The following is an 18,447-nucleotide window of genomic DNA, read 5'->3' as shown; positions in this document are numbered from 1 at the left end:
CTCCCGGCACCACGCCGGGAGCCCTTCGTCGTGTTCAGCCGAGCTGGACGACCTGGCCGGCGACGTCGACCTTGCTCGGGATGACCTTCTCCGACGTCCAGAAGTCGGCCTCCTTCTGCCACGACGTGATCGTGTCCGCCGTCACCGGCTCGACCGACACGGGCGCGTCCTTGGCCAGGAAGGCGACGACGGCGTCGGAGAGACCGTCCGCCTTGCGCGCGGTGTCGTAGAGCGACGTGTCGGCCGCGCCCTTGTCGGCGGAGCTCTTCAGCGCGTCGAAGACCGCCTTGAGCGCGTCCGGGTGGTCCTTCGCGAACGACTTGGTGGTCACGAAGACGGTGTCGTTGTGGGAGTCCACGGCCGCCCCGGTCGAGACGACCTTGGCGCCCTTCGACGTCGCCGCGGTCGCGAAGAAGTTGCCCCACGTCGCCCACGCGTCGACCTGCCCGGAGGCGAACGCGGTGGCCGCGTCGGCGGGCGGCAGGTTGACGGCCTTGACGTCGTCCCAGCTCAGGCCCTCCTTCGCGAGCGCCTTGCGGAGGAGGTACTCCCCCGTGCCGGCCTGGTTGTAGGCGATCTTCTTCCCCTTGAGGTCGGCGATCGACGAGACGCCCGACTTCGACGTGGCGACGATCCCCTCCTGCGTGCCGAGGTCGGGCTGGTAGGCGAAGACCTCGAGCTCGGGGTCGGCGACCACGGCGCCGACCCAGGAGAGCAGGCCGCCGATGGTCACGTCGACGGCACCCGCCTTGATCGCCTCGGCAGCCGGCGCGAACGCGGGGAACGGGCCGGCGTACGTGGCCTTGGCCCCGACCGCGGACAGCGTCGTGTCGAGGGACCCGGACGAACGGGCGAGCGCCAGGGCGGTGTCGGAGCCGTTGAGCACACCGATCTTGACGGTGGTCGACTTGCCGGAACCCGACGCGTCGGCGGCCTTGTCGCCGGAGTCGGACGAGCCACATGCGGCCAGGACCAGGGAGGCGGCGGTGGCCGCGACCAGTCCGACGACGGTGCGGCGGCGGGCAGTGGAAGTCATCGAGGACCTTTCGGGATTCAGTGGTTGCGAGGGGTGAAGGGCGCCGAGGCCGGGACGGCCGCGGTCGCCTGAGGCGCGCTGGGCAGCACGCCGAAGCGGTGGAGGAGCGCCCCGGCGCGCTCCTCCTCCTCGAGGAACTCAGCGGTCGGAAGCCGCAGGCCCCAGGGTCGGGTGGTCAGGCTGGCCAGGGCGTCGGACTCCGAGCGGAGCGTGCCCTCGACGAGCAGCGCGGCGGCCTCGTCCGGGTTCGCCTCGATCCAGGCGTCGGTCGCGTCGAGGGCCTCGAGCAGGACGCGGACGGCGTCGGCCTGCTCGGCGGCGGCCGCGCGGGTGCCGAAGAAGACCGACGGGTGCGAGAGCACGTCGGCCGTCGGGACGAGGACGGTGACGTCGAGCTCGCTGCGGACCTTCGACAGGGTCGGCTCGTCGATCACCCAGGCGTCGAGGTCGCCGTTGCGGAAGGCGTACAGCGCGGCCGGGACGCTGAGGCGAACGGGCGTGACGTCGGCCCAGCTCAGGCCGCCCTGCTCGAGGCTGAAGGCGAGCGACGAGGTCTGCCAGGAGCCGAGCGCGAGCGACACGCTGCGGCCGCGCAGGTCGGCCACCGACGTGATGCCGCTGTCGGCCCGGACGACCAGGCCGCCGCCGTACTCCCCGGCGCGAGGAGCCGAGGTGGCCAGGAAGACCACGTCGACGCCCTCGGACAGGAGCGTGATCGGCGGCGTGAACCCCGTGCCCGAGACGTCGATCGCACCGATGCGGAACAGGTCGACGGTCTCGACGCCGTCCGGGTAGCGCACGATCTGGTAGTCGACGCCCGCCTCCACGAGCGGCTTCTGCAGCTCCGCGCTGCGGGCGAAGGTGTCGAGGGTGGGGTTGCTCGGGTGAACGCCGATGCGCAACGTCATGAGGAGGCTCCGTTCAGGGGTGAGGTGGTGGGGTCGATCCCCGCGTCGGCGAAGGCGGCGAGGAGGGGCTCCTTCACCAGCCACGCGTCGAGGTCGACGTCGCCGGCCAGGAAGCCGTGGCGAAGGAGGAAGTCCTTCTGGAAGCCGAGCAGCTCGACCAGGCGCGGGTCCCAGGACGGGAGCAGCCGCTGCGGTGCCGAGGCGCCGTACGCCGTCCGGGCCGACGCGACCGACGCCCCGGTCTCGGCGGCGAGGATCTCGAAGGCGCGGTCCTCGTGCTCCCGCGCCCAGAGCGCCGCGTCGATGAGCGCGGCGAGGTAGCGCTGCACGAGGTCGGGCCGCGTCTCGAGCAGCTCGGCGCTCACGGTGATCGGGCGGGGCGTGCCGTTGTTGACGCGGTGGCGCGGGTCGGGCGACGTCGCCAGGTCGAAGACGGGCTGCAAGAGCTCGCGCCTCGCGATCGTCTCGAGCGCGGGCGCGCCCTTGGCGTAGAACGCCTCGCCGTCTCCCGCGTGGAGGGCGGCGAGCTCGAACCGGTAGTGGTCGTGCTCGTAGCTGCCCTGGCGTTCCACCAGGTTGCCGACCTGCGTCCGGACGTCGACGATCTCGACGTCGTCGAGCGTGAGGCCGGCGACGTCGAGCGTGGCCTCGAGGCCGCGCAGCGCCATCGCCCGCTCGAAGTCGATGCGCTCTCCCCCGTGGCCGGGCACGAGGATCCGGCGCCCGCGGAGGTCCTCCGGCCCCGCGATGCCCGACTCCGGCAGAGTCAGCAGCGACTGGAACTCCTCGACCCAGGTGAGGCCGACGACCCGCGTGTCCTTCCCGAGGCTCCGGGCGTGCAGCGGCGGGATGTTGCCGCCCTCGCGGAAGGACCGCTCCTGGCTGTGGTCGAAGTGCGACTCCCGCACGGCGGGGTCGTCGGAGGCCCTGATCGACGTGACGGCCACGTGCTCGGGGGCGAACGTTCCGGACAGGATGCCGGTGTCGATGGCGATGCCCGACGCGGTCGGCACGGGGCAGCGGGTGTACCAGATGGTGTCGACGTCGGTCGACGAGTCAACGGACACGGTGATCCCTTTCGAGACGGAGGTTGAGGGGCGATCAGGCGCCGTCGAAGCCGCGGCGCCAGACGAGGAGGCGGCGCTCGACCAGGCGGTAGACCAGGTCGGTGACCACACCCAGCAGCGCGTAGAGGACGAGGCAGACGAACATCACGTCGACCTGCAGGAACTGACGCGCGTTGACGAGCAGGAAGCCGATCCCCGAGGAGGCGTTGAGCTGCTCGGCCACGATGACCGAGATCCACGACAGCGCGAGCGCGTAGCGGATCCCGACGAGGATCCCCGGCAGCGCCCCGGGCAGCAGCACCCGACGCGCCACCGCGACGCGGCTCAGCCCGTAGACCTGCGCGACCTCGGCGTACTTCACGTCGACCGAGCGGATGCCGGCGTAGGTGTTGATGTAGACGGGGAAGAAGACGGCGAAGGCGACGATCGCGATCTTCGGGGCCTCACCGATGCCGAGCCAGAGGATGAAGATCGGCACCAGGGCCGTGAACGGTACGGCCCGCAGCGCCTGCAGCGGGGTGTCGAGGACCGACTCGGCCAGGTGGGAGAACCCGGAGAGCAGGCCCAGCACCACGCCCAGCACCACGCCGATGAGCCCGCCGATCACGACCCGCGTCAGGCTCACCTGGAGCGCGTCGGCCAGCTTGCCGCTCTGGGCGAGGTCGACCGCCGCGTGCCAGACCGCACCCGGGCCGGGGAACGTGTCGGCCGAGATCCAGTCGGCCTTGTCGGCGACGAACCACAGGACGAGCAGCGCGACGAGCGACAGGTAGCGCAGCCGCGGTCCGCGGCGGCGCCGGTTCGACCCGCGCCCGTGGCGGACCACGCCGTTCTCGGTCGCCGACGTCGCGGCCGCACCCACGCTGACGACGCTCATGCCGTCACCACGTCGACACCCAGGGCGCCGTACAGCTCCCGGCGCAGGTGGAGGACGGCCGGCTTCTCCATCCGCAGGCCCCGGTCCTCCGGCACCTCCGCGTCGAACCCGATGACGCCGCCCTGGAGCACGACGACGCGGTCGGCCAGCCGGAGCGCCTCCTCGACGTCGTGGGTCACGAGCAGCACCGTCGGCGCGTGCGCCCGCCAGAGGTCGAGCGTCAGCTGGTGCATCGACCGCCGGGTGAGGGCGTCGAGCGCACCGAACGGCTCGTCGAGGAGCAGCAGCTCCGGCTCGCGGACGAGGGCACGGGCCAGCGACGCGCGCTGGGCCTGCCCACCGGACAGCGTGAGCGGCCAGGCGCCCGACTTCTCCGCCAGGCCGACCTCGGCCAACGTCTGCGCGCCGAGCGGGCGCGCCCTCTTGTCCAGGCCCAGCACGACGTTGTCGAGCACGCTCGCCCACGGGAGCAGGCGCGGCTCCTGGAAGGCGACGGAGACGCGCGGCGGTACGACGACCCGGCCCTCGAACTCCTCGTCGAGACCAGCGAGGATCCGCAGCAGCGTGGACTTGCCCGAGCCGCTCGCGCCGAGGAGCGCGGTGAAGCTGCCCGGCTCGAGACGCAGGGACAGGTCGTCGAGCACGCGGTGGGCGCCGAAGTCCTTGCTGACGCCGTCGACGACGACGGCCCGCTGGTCGCTCATCGGCTCGCCGGCGTCTTGATGTCGAGCGCGGGCAGGATCGTCTCGGAGATGTGGTAGGCCTCCTCGAGCAGCGGGTAGCCGGAGACGATGAGGGTGTCGACGCCGAGCGACTCGAACTCCTGGAGCCGCTCGATCACCTGCGCGTGGCTGCCGACGATCGCGGTGCCCGGACCGGGACGCAGCAGGCTCATGCCCGGCCACAGGTTGGGGTAGATCTCGAGGTCACGGGCGTGATCGGGTACGACGCCCTGGTGGGTCTGGAACTGGCGCTGGCCGCCGACCGAGTCGGTCAGGAACGAGTTCTGCCGCATCCGCTCGATCGTCGCGGGGTTGGTGACCCGCATGAAGTGGTCGGCGACGTCCCACGCCTCCTTCTCGGTGTCACGCGCGATGAGGTTCACGCGCAACCCGAAGCGGATCTCGCGCTCGTTCTGCTCGGCGAGCTCACGGAGCCGGTTCATCTTCTGCCGGAGCAGCTCCGGCGGCTCACCCCACGACAGGTAGCAGTCGATGGTGCGGGCCGCCATCTGCAGGCCGGCCTCGGACGACCCGCCGAACCACAGGGGGATGCCCGGGAATTGGCGGGGCTGGTAGGGGCCGGCGTACGCCTCCTCGAGCTCGATGAACCGGCCCTTGTGGGTGACGGTCTCGCCGGCGACGAGGCGCCGGAAGAGGTCCCAGTACTCCTCGCTCAGGGCGTAGCGCTCGTCGTGCTCGAGGAACTGGCCGTACTTGCGCTGGGTCTTCGAGTCGGAGTTGATGACGTTGATCGTGAGCCGACCGTCGAAGAGGTTGTCGAACGTGAGCGCCATCTTCGCCAGGAGGGTGGGCGAGATGAGGCCGGGCGTCACCGCGACGAGCGGGCGAAGGTTCTTCGTGTGCGCGGCGAGCGCGGTGGCCAGCACCCACACGTCCGCCGCGGCGGTGGCGAAGAGGGCGCCGCTGTAGCCCAGTCGGTCGACGGCGCCGGCGACCTGCTTGAGGTAGTCGTAGTCGACCTCGCGCCTACCTGCGGGCTCCCAGGGATAGTGCCCGTCCTCCGGGATGATGTACCACAGGACCTCGTTGACCATGTTTCCCTCCTCGTCGATGCAACAACGAGAAGGTATATGAATCTGAGTTCTTTACTCGACATTGGCCACATGGCGGAACGGGTGTGTTCGCCGGGGCCTGTCACCAGGTCCCGGGCAGTGGGGCGCCGTACCAGGTCTCGATCAGCGACCTGCTGATCGAGACCGCTCCCGGCAGCTGGATCTCCCCGGACGTGGCCGCCTGCTCCAGCTCGGCGCGGGTCAGCCAGCGCGCCTCGGCGATCTCGTCGTCGTCGACCCGGATCTCGGTCGAATCGGCACGGCCCGTGAAGCCGAGCATGAGGCTGGCCGGCAGCGGCCACGGCTGGTTGCCGAAGTAGCTCACCTCGCCGACGCGTACGCCGGTCTCCTCGGCGACCTCACGACGGACCGAGTTCTCCAGGGACTCCCCCGGCTCGCAGAAGCCGGCCAGCGTCGAGAAGCGGCCCTCGGGCCAGACCTTCTGGCGGCCGAGCAGGCAGCGCTCGTCGGCGGTGCCGGGCTCCCCCGTGGTGATCAGCATGATGACGGCGGGGTCGGTCCGCGGGAACTGCTGGTGGCCGTCGCTGCAGATCAGCTGGTGGCCCGACGCGCGCGGTGAGAGCGGGCCGCCGCAGCGCGGGCAGAACCGGGTCGCGTGCAGCCACTCCGCCATGCCGAGCGCGTGCAGCACGAGGGGCGCCTCACCGTCGGGCGCGCCGCCGGCCAGGGTCGGCAGCAGGCCGCGCAGCGGCACCCAGCCCTCCCCCGGACCCTGCGAGTCGCGGGCCGCGTCGAGGATGACGGCGAAGTGCGTCCGGCCGTCGCTGTCGCCGAGCAGCAGCCGGATCCCGGGCGGCGTGGCCTTCGGGTGGGTCCACTCGATGCGGTCGCCGTCGAGTCGCACCCGGTTGCCCGCGACGACGAGCGCACGCGACTCGGGGTCGCTCCATCGCCGGTCGACCCAGTCGTCGTCGTCACGGTGGGCGTGCAGCCGGTCATGGGCCGACCAGGCGAGCCGCTCGTGGGGGTGGAGATCGATGGGCACGCTCCCAAAACTAGAGCCTCGGCGCAATAACGCGGGAGGCCCGATTGTTGTGACGACGTGCCCGCCCCTCTCGAGTCAGTCGTCATCGGCGCCGGTCAGGCGGGACTCTCGGCCAGCTTCCACCTCGCGCGCCGCGGCATCGACCATGTCGTCCTCGACGCCGACGCCGAGCCCGGCGGCGCCTGGCAGCACCGCTGGGACTCCCTCGCCATGGTCGACGTCCACGGCGTCGCGTCGCTGCCCGGCAGCGAGCCGCCGAACGGCGCCGGGCCGGCCAACACCGTCGTGCCGGCGTACTTCGGGGCCTATGAGCGCGCCCACCGCCTGCCGGTCGTCCGCCCGGTGCGCGTGTCCCGCGTGGAGCCGGCGGAGGACGACCTGCTGCTGGTGAGCGCCGGTCAGCGCTCCTGGGTGACGCGGACCATCGTCAACGCGACCGGCACCTGGTCGCAGCCCTACGTGCCCTACTACCCCGGTGCGGCGACCTTCGGCGGGGAGCAGCTGCACACGCACGACTACCCGGGAGCCGCGCACTTCCGTGGGCGCCGCGTCGTCGTGGTCGGCGGCGGGGCGTCGGCCGTGCAGTTCCTCGGCGAGCTGGCGCTCGTCGTCGACGACCCGGCGCGTGACCTGCTGTGGGTGACGCGGCGCGAGCCGATCTGGCGCACCGAGGGCTTCGACCCCGAGGCGGGCAGTGCGGCCGTCGCACTGGTGGAGGAGCGCGTCCGCCGGGGGCTGCCGCCCGCCAGCGTCGTCTCCGTCACCGGGCTGATGCTGCGCCCCCAGGAGGCCGCAGCGGCTCGCCTGGGCGTCTACGAACGCCGGCTCCCGATGTTCGCCTCGATCGAGCCGTCGGGCGTGCGGTGGGCCGACGGCACGTTCCGCCCGGCCGACGTGATCTTGTGGGCGACCGGGTTCCGTCCCGCCGTCGCCCACCTGGCCCCGCTGCACCTACGCAGCGCCGCGGGCGGGATCCAGCTCGACCGCTTCGGCACGACGGCGGTCGCCGACCCCCGCGTGCAGCTGGTCGGCTACGGGCCGTCCGCGTCGACGATCGGCGCCAACCGCGCCGGGCGTTTCGCCGCCCGGGGTGTGGCCGCCTGGCTCGACGGGCAGCAGCAGGCGTCCGCCTGAGCGCTGGCTCATCGGACGCTGACGGTTGACCACTCACCGCCCAGGCGACGCGCGCCCAGCTGGCGGTGACCCATCAACCGAACAGCCCCCGCGGACGGTTGATGCCTCACCGCCCAACGGCGAGCAGCGCCTCGAGACCGGCCCGGTCGGGCAGTCCGTCGGGCTCGACCAGCCGGCCGCCACGGACGTAGACGAACGCCGCGCGCACCCGGTCGAGGGGAACGCCGGTGAGCTCGGCCCAGGCGACGCGGTAGATCGCGAGCTGCAGCGGGTCGGCAGTGGCCGCCCGGCTGGTCTTCCAGTCGACGAGCAGCCAGCGCCCGTCAGGCTCCTGGTAGACGGCGTCGATGCGGCCGCGCACGACCTGGCCGCCGAGCACGAGCGCGAACGGCGCCTCGACGCGGAAGGGTGGTCGGTCGGCGAACGGGCCGGACTCGAAGGCGGCGATCACCTCGGCCAGCTCGGCGTCGTCGGCGATGTCGGCGTCGGCACGGCCCGGCAGGTCGTCGGGGTCGAAGAGGTCCTGCTGACCGAACCGCGCCTCCACCCAGGCGTGGAAGCGGGTGCCGAACCGCGCCGCCGACGAGGGCTGGCGCGGCATCGGCCGCGCCAGGTCGCGGGCGAACGCATCGGGGTCGTCGCGAAGCCGGGCCAGCGCTGTGGCGGACAGGCTCTCGGGCCGTCGTACGACGACCTGGCCGGTGTGCTCGGCGCGCGCCTCGGTGAGCAGTCGCTCGATCTCGGCGTCCCAGTCGGCGACGCGCGCCGCCTCGACCATGTCGAGCTCGGGGTCGGGCGCCGTCGGGTCGGCCGCCCGCACGACCTCGGCGGCCGCGAGCCGCAGCAGCGCCTCCGCACCCGGGCCCTCCGAGGGCCACGGCCGGGACTGATCGACACCGTCGTAGGGGTTGGGCGTGCCCTTGACCGGCTTGTCGAGCCAGCCGCCGGGAGCGGGCGCGACCGGCTCGCCCCAGTCGGCGAGCTGGTCGCGGACGACGGCCTGGTAGGCCGACGGACCGAACGCCGTCGGCCGCGGCGACCAGAGGTAGGAAGTGACCGAGAGGTGGTGCGCGGCGCGGGTGTAGGCGACGTAGCCGAGCCGGAGCTCCTCGGTCGCCTCGTGGTCGCGGGTGGCGGCCCGGTAGGCGTCGAGCGCCGCCTTGTCGTAGCCCTCCAGCTGGGGCAGGTCGTGGGCGTCACCCCGCAGCGGCGCGGGCAGCATCGCGGGCGAGGACGTCCACAGCCGCCGGCCCTGCCCGGAGGGGAACCGGCCCTCGCAGATGCCGACGAGGAAGACGCTGTCCCACTCGAGCCCCTTGGACCGGTGCACGGTCAGCAGCTTGACCGAGTCGGCCTCGGTCGGCGTCGCGATGTCGAGACCGTTGCCCTGGTCGTCCTCGGCGGTGAGATAGGCGAGCAGCGCAGGAAGGCTGACGTCGCCGTCGACGGCCTGGAAGTCGGCGACCGCCTTGACGAACAGGTCGAGGTTGTCCCGTCGGGCCGCTGCCGCAGGCGAGACGGCGGAGGCGAGCTCGACGTCGGTCCCGCAGGTGTCGATGATGCGGCGGACGACGTCGAGCAGCGGCTCGCCGACGTGGGTGCGGAGCATGCGCAGCTCGCCGGCCAGCAGCGCGAACCGTTCGCGCGCCTCGGGCGAGTACGGGTGGTCGGCGGGGTCACCCAGGTCGGCCAGTGCATCGTCGAGCGCCGGCAGCTCGGCCGGGTCGATGCCGTCGGCGATCTGGAGGAGCTGCTCGCCGATGTCCCCGGCCTCGGGACCGCGTCCGCGCTGCCCGGCGATCTCCTGGGCCCGCTCCCCCAGCAGCCGCAGGTCGCGCGGCCCCACCGCCCAGCGCGGCCCGCTGAGCAGGGTCAGCAGGGAGGCGTTGGCGGTGACGTCGTGCATCAGGTGGAGCGTCGCCACCACCTCGGCGACCTCCGGCAGCCGCAGCAGACCCGCGAGGCCGACGACCTCCACCGGAACGCCGGAGGTCGTCAGCGCGTCGAACACGCTCGCCGCGGTCGCGTTGTCGCGGGTGAGCACGCCGATCTTGGCCCACGAGTCGGCATGGGCCGCCTTCACGGCGTCGACCAGACCCGCCAGCTCGTCCTCGGCCGTCTCGTAGACACCGACCGCGACACTGCCCTGCTCGGCGCCCGGTGCGGCGTCCAGCGGCGCCACCTGCGGGAACTGTTCGTAGAGAGGTGCGGCGAGCCGGTTGGCGACCTCGAGGATGCGGGTGTCGGAGCGCCGGTTGACCGTCAGCGGAAAGAGGGCCACCGGTCCGCCGTCGGCCCGAGGGAAGGTCTCGGCGAAGCCGAGGATGTTGGACACCGACGCACCGCGCCAGCCGTAGATCGCCTGGTTGGGGTCGCCGACCGCGGTCACGGCGTGCCCCTCGCCGAAGAGCCGCGACAGCATGATCGCCTGCGCGACCGACGTGTCCTGGTACTCGTCGAGCAGCACCACCTTGAACCGACCGCGCTCGATCGCCCCGACGTCGGGCTGCTCGGTCGCGAGCCGCGCACCGAGCTCGATCTGGTCGGCGAAGTCCATGAGGCCCAGGTCGCGCTTGAGCCGGCGGTACGACGCCACCAGGTCGAGCAGCTCGCCGCGCCGGTCGATCACGTCGACCGCCTTGGCGATCGCGTCGCGGTAGGTCTTCCGGTCCTTGCCCGCCCGCTCCTCGGCCAGCGCGCGCTCGAACGACTTGCGGGCCGCCTCGTCGAACGCCCGCACGGCGTCGGGTGCGACGAGATGCTCGCTCATGGCGCCGTCGAGCGCGAGGAGGTACTGGATCACCGTGGGCGGGTGGTCCGACAGGCGCTGGACGGGTCCGGTGTGCCGGTCGACGACCCGCGCGCCGAGCTGGTAGCGCGCGGCGTCGGTGATGACGCGCGTCTCGGGCTCGTGGCCGATCCGGAGGCCGTGGTCGGTGAGCAGGCCGGCGGCGTAGGCGTTGTAGGTGGCCACGGTCGGCTCGAGCACGTCGCCCTCCTCCGACTCCTCCAGGGCGCCGACGGCGTCGAGCGCGCCACGGATCCGCGCGCGCAGCTCGCTGGCGGCCTTCGCGGTGAAGGTGAGGCCGAGCACCTCGTCGGGGCTGACCTGACCGGTCAGCACGAGGTAGACGACCCGGGCCGCCATGAGCGTGGTCTTGCCGGACCCGGCGCCGGCGATGACGACCGCTGGCTCGAGCGGCGCGGAGATCGCCGCCCACTGCTGCGGCGACGGCGCGTAGGGCGTCCCCATCGCCCGGGCGAGCTGCTCGGGGGTCTCGATCGTCATCATCGCGCGATCGCCCCCGCTCCCTTGGCCGGGCAGAGCGAGACGAACTCGCAGGTGCGGCAGTGCTCGCCGGACACCGCCGGGAACCGCTCGTCGCGCAGCCGCTGGGCCGCGAGGGCCAGCCCGGTGCGGAGCCGGTCGCGGTCGACGCCGTCCTCGGGTTGCAGGGACTGCGGCTGCACCACGGCCCCGTCCGGACCCTCGAGGATGCCGAGCTGGACCAGCTCGGCGCCGCCTGCCTCGGCGGGGCGGCCGACCACTTCGTCGACGGCGCCGTGGTCGACGGCGTACTGGTAGAGCGAGAGCTGCAGGTGCCGCTCCACGGCGGGGCCGCTGGGCGCGGTCCGCCCGGTCTTGAGGTCCACCACGACGACGCGGCCGTCGGCGTCGAGCTCGATCCGGTCGGCGTAGCCGCGCAGCGCCACCTGCTCGCCGTCGGGCAGGTCGACGACGGTCGCGAACGACGCCTCGGTCGCCAGCAGCGTACGGCGGTTGGCGTTGTGCCACTCCACGAAGCGGCGCAACGCGTCGCGGACCCGTTCGTGCTCGCGCGCCTTCGACCAGGGTGTGCGGAAGTCGAGGCGGTCCCACACGGCGTCGACGTGCTCCATGAGCGTGTCGATCGACCCGGGGTCGGACGGCAGCTCGCCGACGGCCACCCGCTCGGCGATCGCGTGCACGAGCTGCCCCAGGTTGGCGCTCTGGTGGGCGCGGGCGATGCCGCCGGCCTCCCGGGTGAGGAACCACTGCGTGGGGCAGGTCAGCAGCCCCTCGAGGAGGCTGGCCGAGACCGGCACCGGCTTGGCCGGGTCGCGGATCGGCTGCGGCGAGCGCGACGCCGCGCGGGTCCCCCACCAGGACGCGGGGTCGGCGATCGTGACGCCGTCGGCGGCGAGCCGGGCCAGTCGCTTCGCCGCCGCGTGACGGAGCCCGGCTGGCGTCTCCGGGTCGGCGACGGTGCGGCGCAGCTCGGCCACGAGACCCGGCAGGGACAGCGGACGGGTCGGCCGGCCGACGATGCGCTCGACGCTCACCCCGAGCTCGGGCAGGAACCGGGACGGCTGCTCGCCGTCCTCCTCCGCCGATGCGACGGCGGTGACCACGAGCCGCTCGCGGGCGCGTGTGCAGGCGACGTAGAACAGCCGCCGCTCCTCCATCAGCAGCTCACGCGGCGTGACGGGCGGGACCAGGCCCTGCTCGCCGATCCGGTCGGCCTGGAGCAGCGTGGACCGGCGCCGCAGGTCGGGCCACCCGTCCTGCTGGACGTGCGCGACGACGACGAGGCGCCACTCCAGCCCCTTCGACCGGTGCGCCGTGAGCAGCCGTACGGCGGCCCCGCGGGCGCCCCGCTCGGCGAGCGTGTCGGCCGGGATCTGCTGGGCGACCAGCGTCGCGAGGAAGGCACGCACCCCGACGTGGTCGCGCTTCTCCTCTGCACGGGCCGCGCTCTCGAAGAGCGCGCAGACCGCGTCGAGGTCGCGGTGTGCCCGACGGGCAGCGCCACCGCCGGCGTCGACGCCGCGGCGCAGCCGTGCGGGCCAACCGGTGCGCGACCACAGCGTCCAGAGCAGCTCCTCGGCCGTCGCGCCGGCCTCGAGCTGGGTCCGGGCGTCGTGGAGCAGCCCCGCGAGGGCGCGGGCCTTCTCGCCCTCGACGCCCTCGATCCCGTCGAGGTAGGTCGGCTCCACGACTGCGAGGCGGACCAGGTCGCGGGAGGGGAGCGGGGAGCGGTCCTGGACGTGGGCGAGCTCCTTGTCGCGGGCGCGCAGCCGGCGTGCCAGCCGGCGCACGTCGCCGGCGTCGAGGCCGCCGAGCGGGCCGGTGAGCAGCGCCTCGGCGCGCGCGTCGTCGACGTGGTCGACGTCCTCCGGGTCCGCGTTGTCGAGGTTGACGACCGCGCGGAGCGCATCGAGCAGCGGCAGCACGGCGGGGTCGCGGACGAGCGGCACCTCGTCACTGGCGACCTCGACGGGGACGCCGGCCGCACCCAGCGCCCGCCGCAGCGGCGGGATGGTGGAGCGGCCGGAGCGCACCAGCACGGCCATGTCGTCCCAGCCGATGCCGTCCTCGAGGTGGGCACGGCGCAGGAGGTCGGCGAGATGCTCGGCCTCGGCCCGCTCGGTGTCGAACGTACGCACCAGCACCCGCCCCTCGTAGGACGCCTCGGCGCGCGGGCTGAGGAACGCCTCGCGGGCGTCCTCGCCGATCGTGCCCGGCAGGCCGAGCCGTCCGGCGACGCGCTGGGCGGCGACCAGGAGGCGCGGCCCGAACCGGCGGGTCGTGCGCAGGGCCACCACGGGCGCCGGCGCGCCGGAGGCCTGCGGGAACTCGGTCGGGAACTCGAGGATCCCGCGCACCTCGGCGCCGCGGAACCCGTAGATCGACTGGTGGGGGTCACCCACGACGACGAGGTCGCGGCCGTCGCCGGCCAGGGCGCGCAGCAGCGCCACCTGGCCCGGGTCGGTGTCCTGGTACTCGTCCACGAAGACGTGCCGGTAGCGCGCCCGGATCTCGTCGCGATGGGCGTGCGCCTCGATCGTGGCGCGTCGGATGAGGTCGGCGTAGTCGGTCGCGCCCTGGCTGTCGAGGTTGGTGAGGTAGGAGTCGAGGAAGAGCCCCGCCGCCACGAACTCGGGGATCCGCTCCCGCTCGCCCAGCTCGCGCAGGTCCTCGCCCTCGAGGCCCTTCTCCCGCGCCCGGGACAGCACCGCCTGCACCTCGCGGGCGAAGCCGCGGGTGCCGAGCGCGCGCCGCAGCCCCTCCGGCCAGCTGACCGACTCGGGATGGTCGGCGAGCAGCTCGCGGAGCACCACGTCGGCCTCGGGCGCGCTGAGCAGGCGCAGCGGCGCCTCGTAGAGCTCCTTGGGTGCGTAGGCCCGGATCAACCCGTAGGCGAAGGAGTGGAAGGTGGAGCACGGCGTGCCGCTCATCGTCCGACCGAGCCGAGCGGTGATCCGGTCGCGCAGCTGGTCGGCCGCCTTGCGGGAGAACGTCAGCGCCAGCACCTGGTCCGGCTCGGCTCCGCGCCGCTCGATCCGGTCGACGATCGCCTCGACCAGGGTCGTGGTCTTGCCGGTCCCCGGGCCGGCGAGCACCAGCAGCGGACCGCCCGCGTGGTCGACGACGCGCTGCTGGTGCTCGTCGAGCACGGGCGGCGCGGGCGGGGCGGCCGGATCGCTGAGGCGGTAGGTCGGGGTGGGGCTCATCTCGGGAACCACTCCATCACGTGGCGCCGACAGATTGGGCGAGACCTGCCATTCCCGGCCCGGCGATTCGATGTGAGGCTGGCCGCCATGACCGGTCCCCTCGCTGATCTGCTGGTCCTCGACCTCACCCGCGCCCTCGCCGGACCGCACGCAGCGATGACCCTCGGCGACCTCGGCGCGCGCGTCATCAAGATCGAGCCGCCCGCCGGCGACGACACGCGGTCGTGGGGGCCGCCGTTCATGGACGACGCGGAGCGCACCTCGACGTACTTCCTCTCCGCGAACCGCAACAAGGAGTCGGTCGTCCTCGACCTCAAGACGCCCGACGACGCGAAGCTGCTCGAGCGGATGGTGGAGCGGGCCGACGTACTGATGGAGAACTACCGGCCGGGCGTGCTCGACCGGCTCGGCTTCTCGACCGACCGGCTGCACGAGCTCAACCAGCGGCTGATCGTGCTGTCCATCACGGGCTTCGGTCACGACGGCCCGGAGGCGTCGCGCGCCGGCTACGACCAGATCGCCCAGGGCGAGGCGGGCATCATGTCGCTGACCGGCGTCTCCACTCCCACCAAGGTCGGCGTCCCGATCGGGGACCTCGTGGCCGGCGTCAACGGCGTCGTCGGCGTGCTCGCCGCGCTGCACGAGCGGGCGACGACCGGCCGCGGCCGAGTCGTCCGGACGTCGCTGCTGGCCGGGATGGTGGGCTTCCACGCGTTCCAGGGGACGCGGTGGACGGTCGGCCAGGAGGTGCCGGGGCTCGCCGGCGACCACCACCCCTCGATCGCGCCCTACGGCATGTTCGCGACCGCCACGGCGCCGATCCAGATCGCCTGCGGCTCCGAGTCCCTCTGGCGCGCACTCTGCGGGGCGCTCGGCTGGGACCCGGCTCAGACGGGGTTCGCGACCAACCCGGAGCGGGTGGCGAACCGCGCCTCCCTCGTCGAGCGCCTGGAGGCGCACTTCGCCGACGAGCCCGCCGAGCACTGGCTCGCGCTGCTCGCCTCCGCGGGCATCCCCTCGGGCAAGGTGCGCTCCCTCGACGACGTCTACGCCTGGGAGCAGACCCGCTCGCAGGGCCTGGTCCTCTCGGTCGACCACGCGACGCTCGGCCGGATCGAGCTGCCCGGCTCGCCACTGCGGTTCGACGACAACAACTACTCGGGCGGCCGGCCCACGCACGCGGCTCCCCCGCTGCTCGGCGAGCACACCGACGCGCTGCGGGCCGAGTTCTCCTAGGCTCCTGTCATGGCGTACGACGAGGAGCTGGCCGCCCGCGTACGTGACCTCGTGCCCCCGGGCACGCCGGAGATGAAGATGTTCGGCGGCCTGGCGTTCATGGTGAACACCCACATGGCCACGAGCGTGTCCGGCGACGGCCTGCTCCTGCCGGTGTCCGACGTGGAGGACGCGCTGGCCCGCGGCGCGGAGCAGATGCGGATGGGCGAGCGGATGATGAAGGGCTTCGTCCGCGTGCCCGGCCCCCTGGTCGCGTCGGACGAGGCGCTCGCCGCCTGGGTCGAGCCGGCGGTCGCGGAGGCACAGGCGAAGCCGCCGAAGACCGCCAAGAAGTAGTCACACCCCGGGGCGAGGGTCGGAGCTCCGTGCGCTGCCGGGCGGCTCCCGGGTCACGGGGAGGGATGGAGCCACCCTCGGACGCCGCCGTCGCCGCCTCGGGAAGCTGGGTCGACGCCGCCGACAGGTACCGCTCTCCCGCCGGGCTCGTCCACGCCTGGCTGCCGCACACGAACCAGACGCCGTGCGGCATCCCGCTGAAGGAGGTCGGACCGGCCCGGTTCCCGCACATCGAGTGGGCCGACGTACAGCCGGCGACGGGGCGCGACGCCGACCAGGTCCAGGAGGTGTGCCCGCGCTGGGCGGCCGGGACGGGCCGGCGCCGCGACGACCGGTCGTGGCGCCGGACCGACCGGCGGCCGTGAGCCGGTGGGGATCAGCCGAGGTCGACGATCGCGGCGACCGGGCCGCCGCCCTCGGGTCCCTGGTGGGCGGCCGAGACGGAGACGAACACGGCAGGGTCGCCGGTGACCGCTGCCGTCACGCCGCCGACGGCCGCCTTGATCTGCCGGTGCCAGTGCACGTCGGAGTCGTCGAGCATCGCGTTGCGGCGGCCACGGACGTGCCCGTCCTGGGACGCCTCGCACTTGAGGAAGACGTTGACCAGCCGGCCGTCGAGGTCGGAGGTGTGGGGCCGCTCGGGCAGGTCGAGGCCGGCGGACCGGATCGCCTCCCAGATGCCGTCGGCGTCGAGGGCGTCCTCCATCACCGAGTGACCGATCCGGTAGCGGCCGCCGACGCCGCGCGCATTGCCGACGACGACCACCTGGGCGCGGTCGAGCTCGACGCCCGACGAGCAGGACGCGACCGCCGAGTAGAGCGAGCGGTCGCGCATGATGTCGTCGTCGGTCGGCATCTCGATCTCGCCGAGTGCGACGGCGATGCCGAGCGCCGTACCGCCGTTGGAGACGTCCATCGAGTGCAGCGTGTCCTCGGTGAACACCGTCTCGCCGCGCGAGTGCGCGTCGGCGATCGTCTTGAGCGTGAGGAGCGGCGTCTTCGTCTGGACGTAGTGGACGTCGGCGGGGTCGGTGATCCCGGCCCGCGACATGGCGGCCTTCACCGCGTCGGCGACCTTGGTGATCATCGCGCTCCGCCCGATGTCCTCGGGCAGCAGCTCCTCGCTCATCGCGTAGCCGACGGTGAGCCGCAGCTCGTCGCTCGGCTCGGCCATGTCAGGGGGGAGGGTCGCGAAGATCGTCGCGTGCGGGCTGATCACGCCGTCGGTGCCACCCGACCACACGATCGGGACCTCCTTGACGGCCTCCGGGTCGGCGCCGCGCGAGACGAGCGCCTCGCGGAAGGCACGGTCGGCGAGGATCCGGGTGTAGTCGTTGACGCCACCGTTGCCCTCCGTCTTGCCGACGACCGCGATGACACGGTCGGCGGAGAACACGCCGTCGTCGATGAGCTTCACCATCTCCGAGGCGTCGGAGACGTGGTGCAGCGGCACCTTGCGGACTTCGATCGCGGGCATCAGTGGTTCCTTTCCACATCGGGCGTGACGTGCGTGCCGGCGGCGCCGGCGAGGGCGGGGACGATGTCGTCGAGCGAGCAGATCGACGCGTTCCGGCCGGTGTTCCTGACGAAGCGGAGGGCGGCCTCGACCTTCGGCGCCATCGACCCGGCGGCGAACTCCCCGGCGTCGGCGGCGGCTTGCAGCTCGCCACGCGTGACGTGGCGCAGCGGACGCTCGGAGGGCGAGCCGTAGCCCAGGAGGACGTGCGGGACGTCGGTCGCGATGAGCAGTACGTCGGCCTCGACCGCCTCGCCGAGGCCGGCCGCGGCGAGGTCCTTGTCGATGACGGCCTCGACGCCGCGCAGCGCCCCGTCGGAGTCCTCCACGACCGGTACGCCGCCCCCGCCACCGGCGATGACGACGTACCCGCTGGCCAGCATCGCGCGGACGGCCGGGACATCGAGGATCCGCTGGGGCTCCGGGCTGGCCACCACGCGACGCCAGCCCTTGGTTCCGAAGTCGCGCCAGACCTCGCCGTGGTCGATGAGGACCTGCGCCTCGTCGCGCGGGAGGTAACGTCCGATCGGCTTGGTCGGCGTGAGCATGCCGGGGTCGTCGGAGTGGACCAGGGTCCGCGTGACGAGCGCGGCCACCGGACGGTGGGCGTCGCGGGCGCGCAGGCCCCGCTCGAGGGCGTTGGAGAGGATGACGCCGATCGTCGCCTGCGTCTGGGCGACGCACCAGTCGAGCGGGACGGGCGGGACCACCGCCGCGGCCAGCTCGTTCTTGACGAGCAGGTTGCCGACCTGCGGTCCGTTGCCGTGGGTGACCACGAGCTCGTGGCCGGCCGCGACCAGGTCGGCGAGCCCCTCGGCCGCTCGACCCGCGGCGGCGATCTGGTCCTCGGGTCGCGCGCGCCCGTCCGGGCTGCTCAGCGCGTTGCCGCCGAGCGCGCAGAGCACTCTCATGGCCGGACCCTCATGCGAGAACGCTAGGGGCGCGCGACGGTCTGCGGCTTGGGCAGGTGTTGCCGCGCCGGGGAGTGGATGCTCGTCAAGGTATGCAGCCGAGTGCGCACTTCCCGTGCGGAGCTCCGCA

General features: G+C 73.2%; 15 protein-coding genes. 4 read left to right on the top strand and 11 right to left on the bottom strand.

Annotated elements, in window-relative coordinates:
• Positions 1-34: 34 nt before the first annotated feature.
• The 7 genes from QDS12_RS13675 to nudC all read right to left on the bottom strand — a co-directional run bounded on the left by QDS12_RS13675 (position 35) and on the right by nudC (position 6,689).
• Positions 35-1,036, bottom strand: coding sequence for an aliphatic sulfonate ABC transporter substrate-binding protein (locus tag QDS12_RS13675; RefSeq protein ID WP_279879629.1), 1,002 nt, complete (start codon positions 1,034-1,036; stop codon positions 35-37).
• Positions 1,037-1,053: 17 nt separating this feature from the next.
• Positions 1,054-1,944, bottom strand: coding sequence for an ABC transporter substrate-binding protein (locus QDS12_RS13670; RefSeq protein WP_279879628.1), 891 nt, complete (start codon positions 1,942-1,944; stop codon positions 1,054-1,056).
• Positions 1,941-3,011 carry an ABC transporter substrate-binding protein gene (locus tag QDS12_RS13665; RefSeq protein ID WP_279879627.1) on the bottom strand — a complete coding sequence of 357 codons (1,071 nt, stop codon included), beginning with the start codon at positions 3,009-3,011 and terminating at the stop codon, positions 1,941-1,943. Before QDS12_RS13665 ends, QDS12_RS13670 begins: the two co-directional genes overlap by 4 nt.
• Before the next feature lie 34 nt (positions 3,012-3,045).
• A complete protein-coding gene (locus QDS12_RS13660; protein WP_279879626.1) occupies positions 3,046-3,888 on the bottom strand; it encodes an ABC transporter permease in 843 nt (280 codons plus the stop codon).
• Positions 3,885-4,592 (bottom strand): ABC transporter ATP-binding protein, encoded by a 708-nt coding sequence (locus tag QDS12_RS13655; protein ID WP_279879625.1) that lies wholly within the window; start codon positions 4,590-4,592, stop codon positions 3,885-3,887. The genes QDS12_RS13660 and QDS12_RS13655 overlap by 4 nt, the downstream gene beginning before the upstream one ends.
• A complete protein-coding gene (locus QDS12_RS13650; RefSeq protein ID WP_279879624.1) occupies positions 4,589-5,665 on the bottom strand; it encodes an LLM class flavin-dependent oxidoreductase in 1,077 nt (358 codons plus the stop codon). Before QDS12_RS13650 ends, QDS12_RS13655 begins: the two co-directional genes overlap by 4 nt.
• Positions 5,666-5,765: 100 nt before the next feature.
• The gene (gene nudC / locus QDS12_RS13645) at positions 5,766-6,689 is read right to left on the bottom strand and encodes an NAD(+) diphosphatase (RefSeq protein WP_279879622.1); all 924 of its coding nucleotides are present in this window, start codon (positions 6,687-6,689) and stop codon (positions 5,766-5,768) included.
• Between the two features lie 57 nt (positions 6,690-6,746).
• Here nudC and QDS12_RS13640 point away from each other — a divergent pair, with 57 nt between their 5' ends.
• The gene (locus QDS12_RS13640; RefSeq protein ID WP_279879621.1) at positions 6,747-7,823 is read left to right on the top strand and encodes an NAD(P)-binding domain-containing protein; all 1,077 of its coding nucleotides are present in this window, start codon (positions 6,747-6,749) and stop codon (positions 7,821-7,823) included.
• 106 nt (positions 7,824-7,929) lie between these two features.
• On the opposite strand, the gene QDS12_RS13635 is transcribed toward QDS12_RS13640, so the two are convergent.
• Positions 7,930-11,115, bottom strand: coding sequence for an ATP-dependent DNA helicase (locus QDS12_RS13635; protein ID WP_279879620.1), 3,186 nt, complete (start codon positions 11,113-11,115; stop codon positions 7,930-7,932).
• Entirely contained in the window at positions 11,112-14,318 is a 3,207-nt protein-coding gene (locus QDS12_RS13630; RefSeq protein ID WP_279879619.1) for an ATP-dependent DNA helicase, read from the bottom strand. Before QDS12_RS13630 ends, QDS12_RS13635 begins: the two co-directional genes overlap by 4 nt.
• Before the next feature lie 87 nt (positions 14,319-14,405).
• On the opposite strand from QDS12_RS13630, the gene QDS12_RS13625 reads away from it, so the two are divergent.
• From QDS12_RS13625 to QDS12_RS13615, 3 genes are all read left to right on the top strand, one after another.
• Positions 14,406-15,554, top strand: a complete 1,149-nt coding sequence (locus tag QDS12_RS13625; protein WP_279879618.1) for a CoA transferase — start codon at positions 14,406-14,408, stop codon at positions 15,552-15,554.
• A 9-nt stretch (positions 15,555-15,563) separates the two neighbouring features.
• The gene (locus tag QDS12_RS13620; RefSeq protein WP_279879617.1) at positions 15,564-15,890 is read left to right on the top strand and encodes a TfoX/Sxy family protein; all 327 of its coding nucleotides are present in this window, start codon (positions 15,564-15,566) and stop codon (positions 15,888-15,890) included.
• A 65-nt stretch (positions 15,891-15,955) separates the two neighbouring features.
• Positions 15,956-16,255, top strand: coding sequence for a hypothetical protein (locus tag QDS12_RS13615; protein WP_279879616.1), 300 nt, complete (start codon positions 15,956-15,958; stop codon positions 16,253-16,255).
• 11 nt (positions 16,256-16,266) lie between these two features.
• Here QDS12_RS13615 and QDS12_RS13610 read toward each other — a convergent pair whose 3' ends face one another.
• Both QDS12_RS13610 and QDS12_RS13605 read right to left on the bottom strand, forming a co-directional pair.
• Positions 16,267-17,367, bottom strand: coding sequence for a ring-opening amidohydrolase (locus QDS12_RS13610; protein WP_279879615.1), 1,101 nt, complete (start codon positions 17,365-17,367; stop codon positions 16,267-16,269).
• Positions 17,367-18,317 (bottom strand): carbamate kinase, encoded by a 951-nt coding sequence (locus tag QDS12_RS13605; RefSeq protein ID WP_279879614.1) that lies wholly within the window; start codon positions 18,315-18,317, stop codon positions 17,367-17,369. Before QDS12_RS13605 ends, QDS12_RS13610 begins: the two co-directional genes overlap by 1 nt.
• Between the last annotated feature and the right edge of the window lie 130 nt (positions 18,318-18,447).

The sequence above is a fragment of the Nocardioides sp. CER19 genome (assembly GCF_029846275.1).
In the GTDB taxonomy this organism is placed as follows: Bacteria; Actinomycetota; Actinomycetes; order Propionibacteriales; family Nocardioidaceae; genus Nocardioides.
The sequence above is the reverse complement of the archived record's forward strand: the minus strand, read 5'-3'. Positions and strand labels throughout refer to the sequence as shown.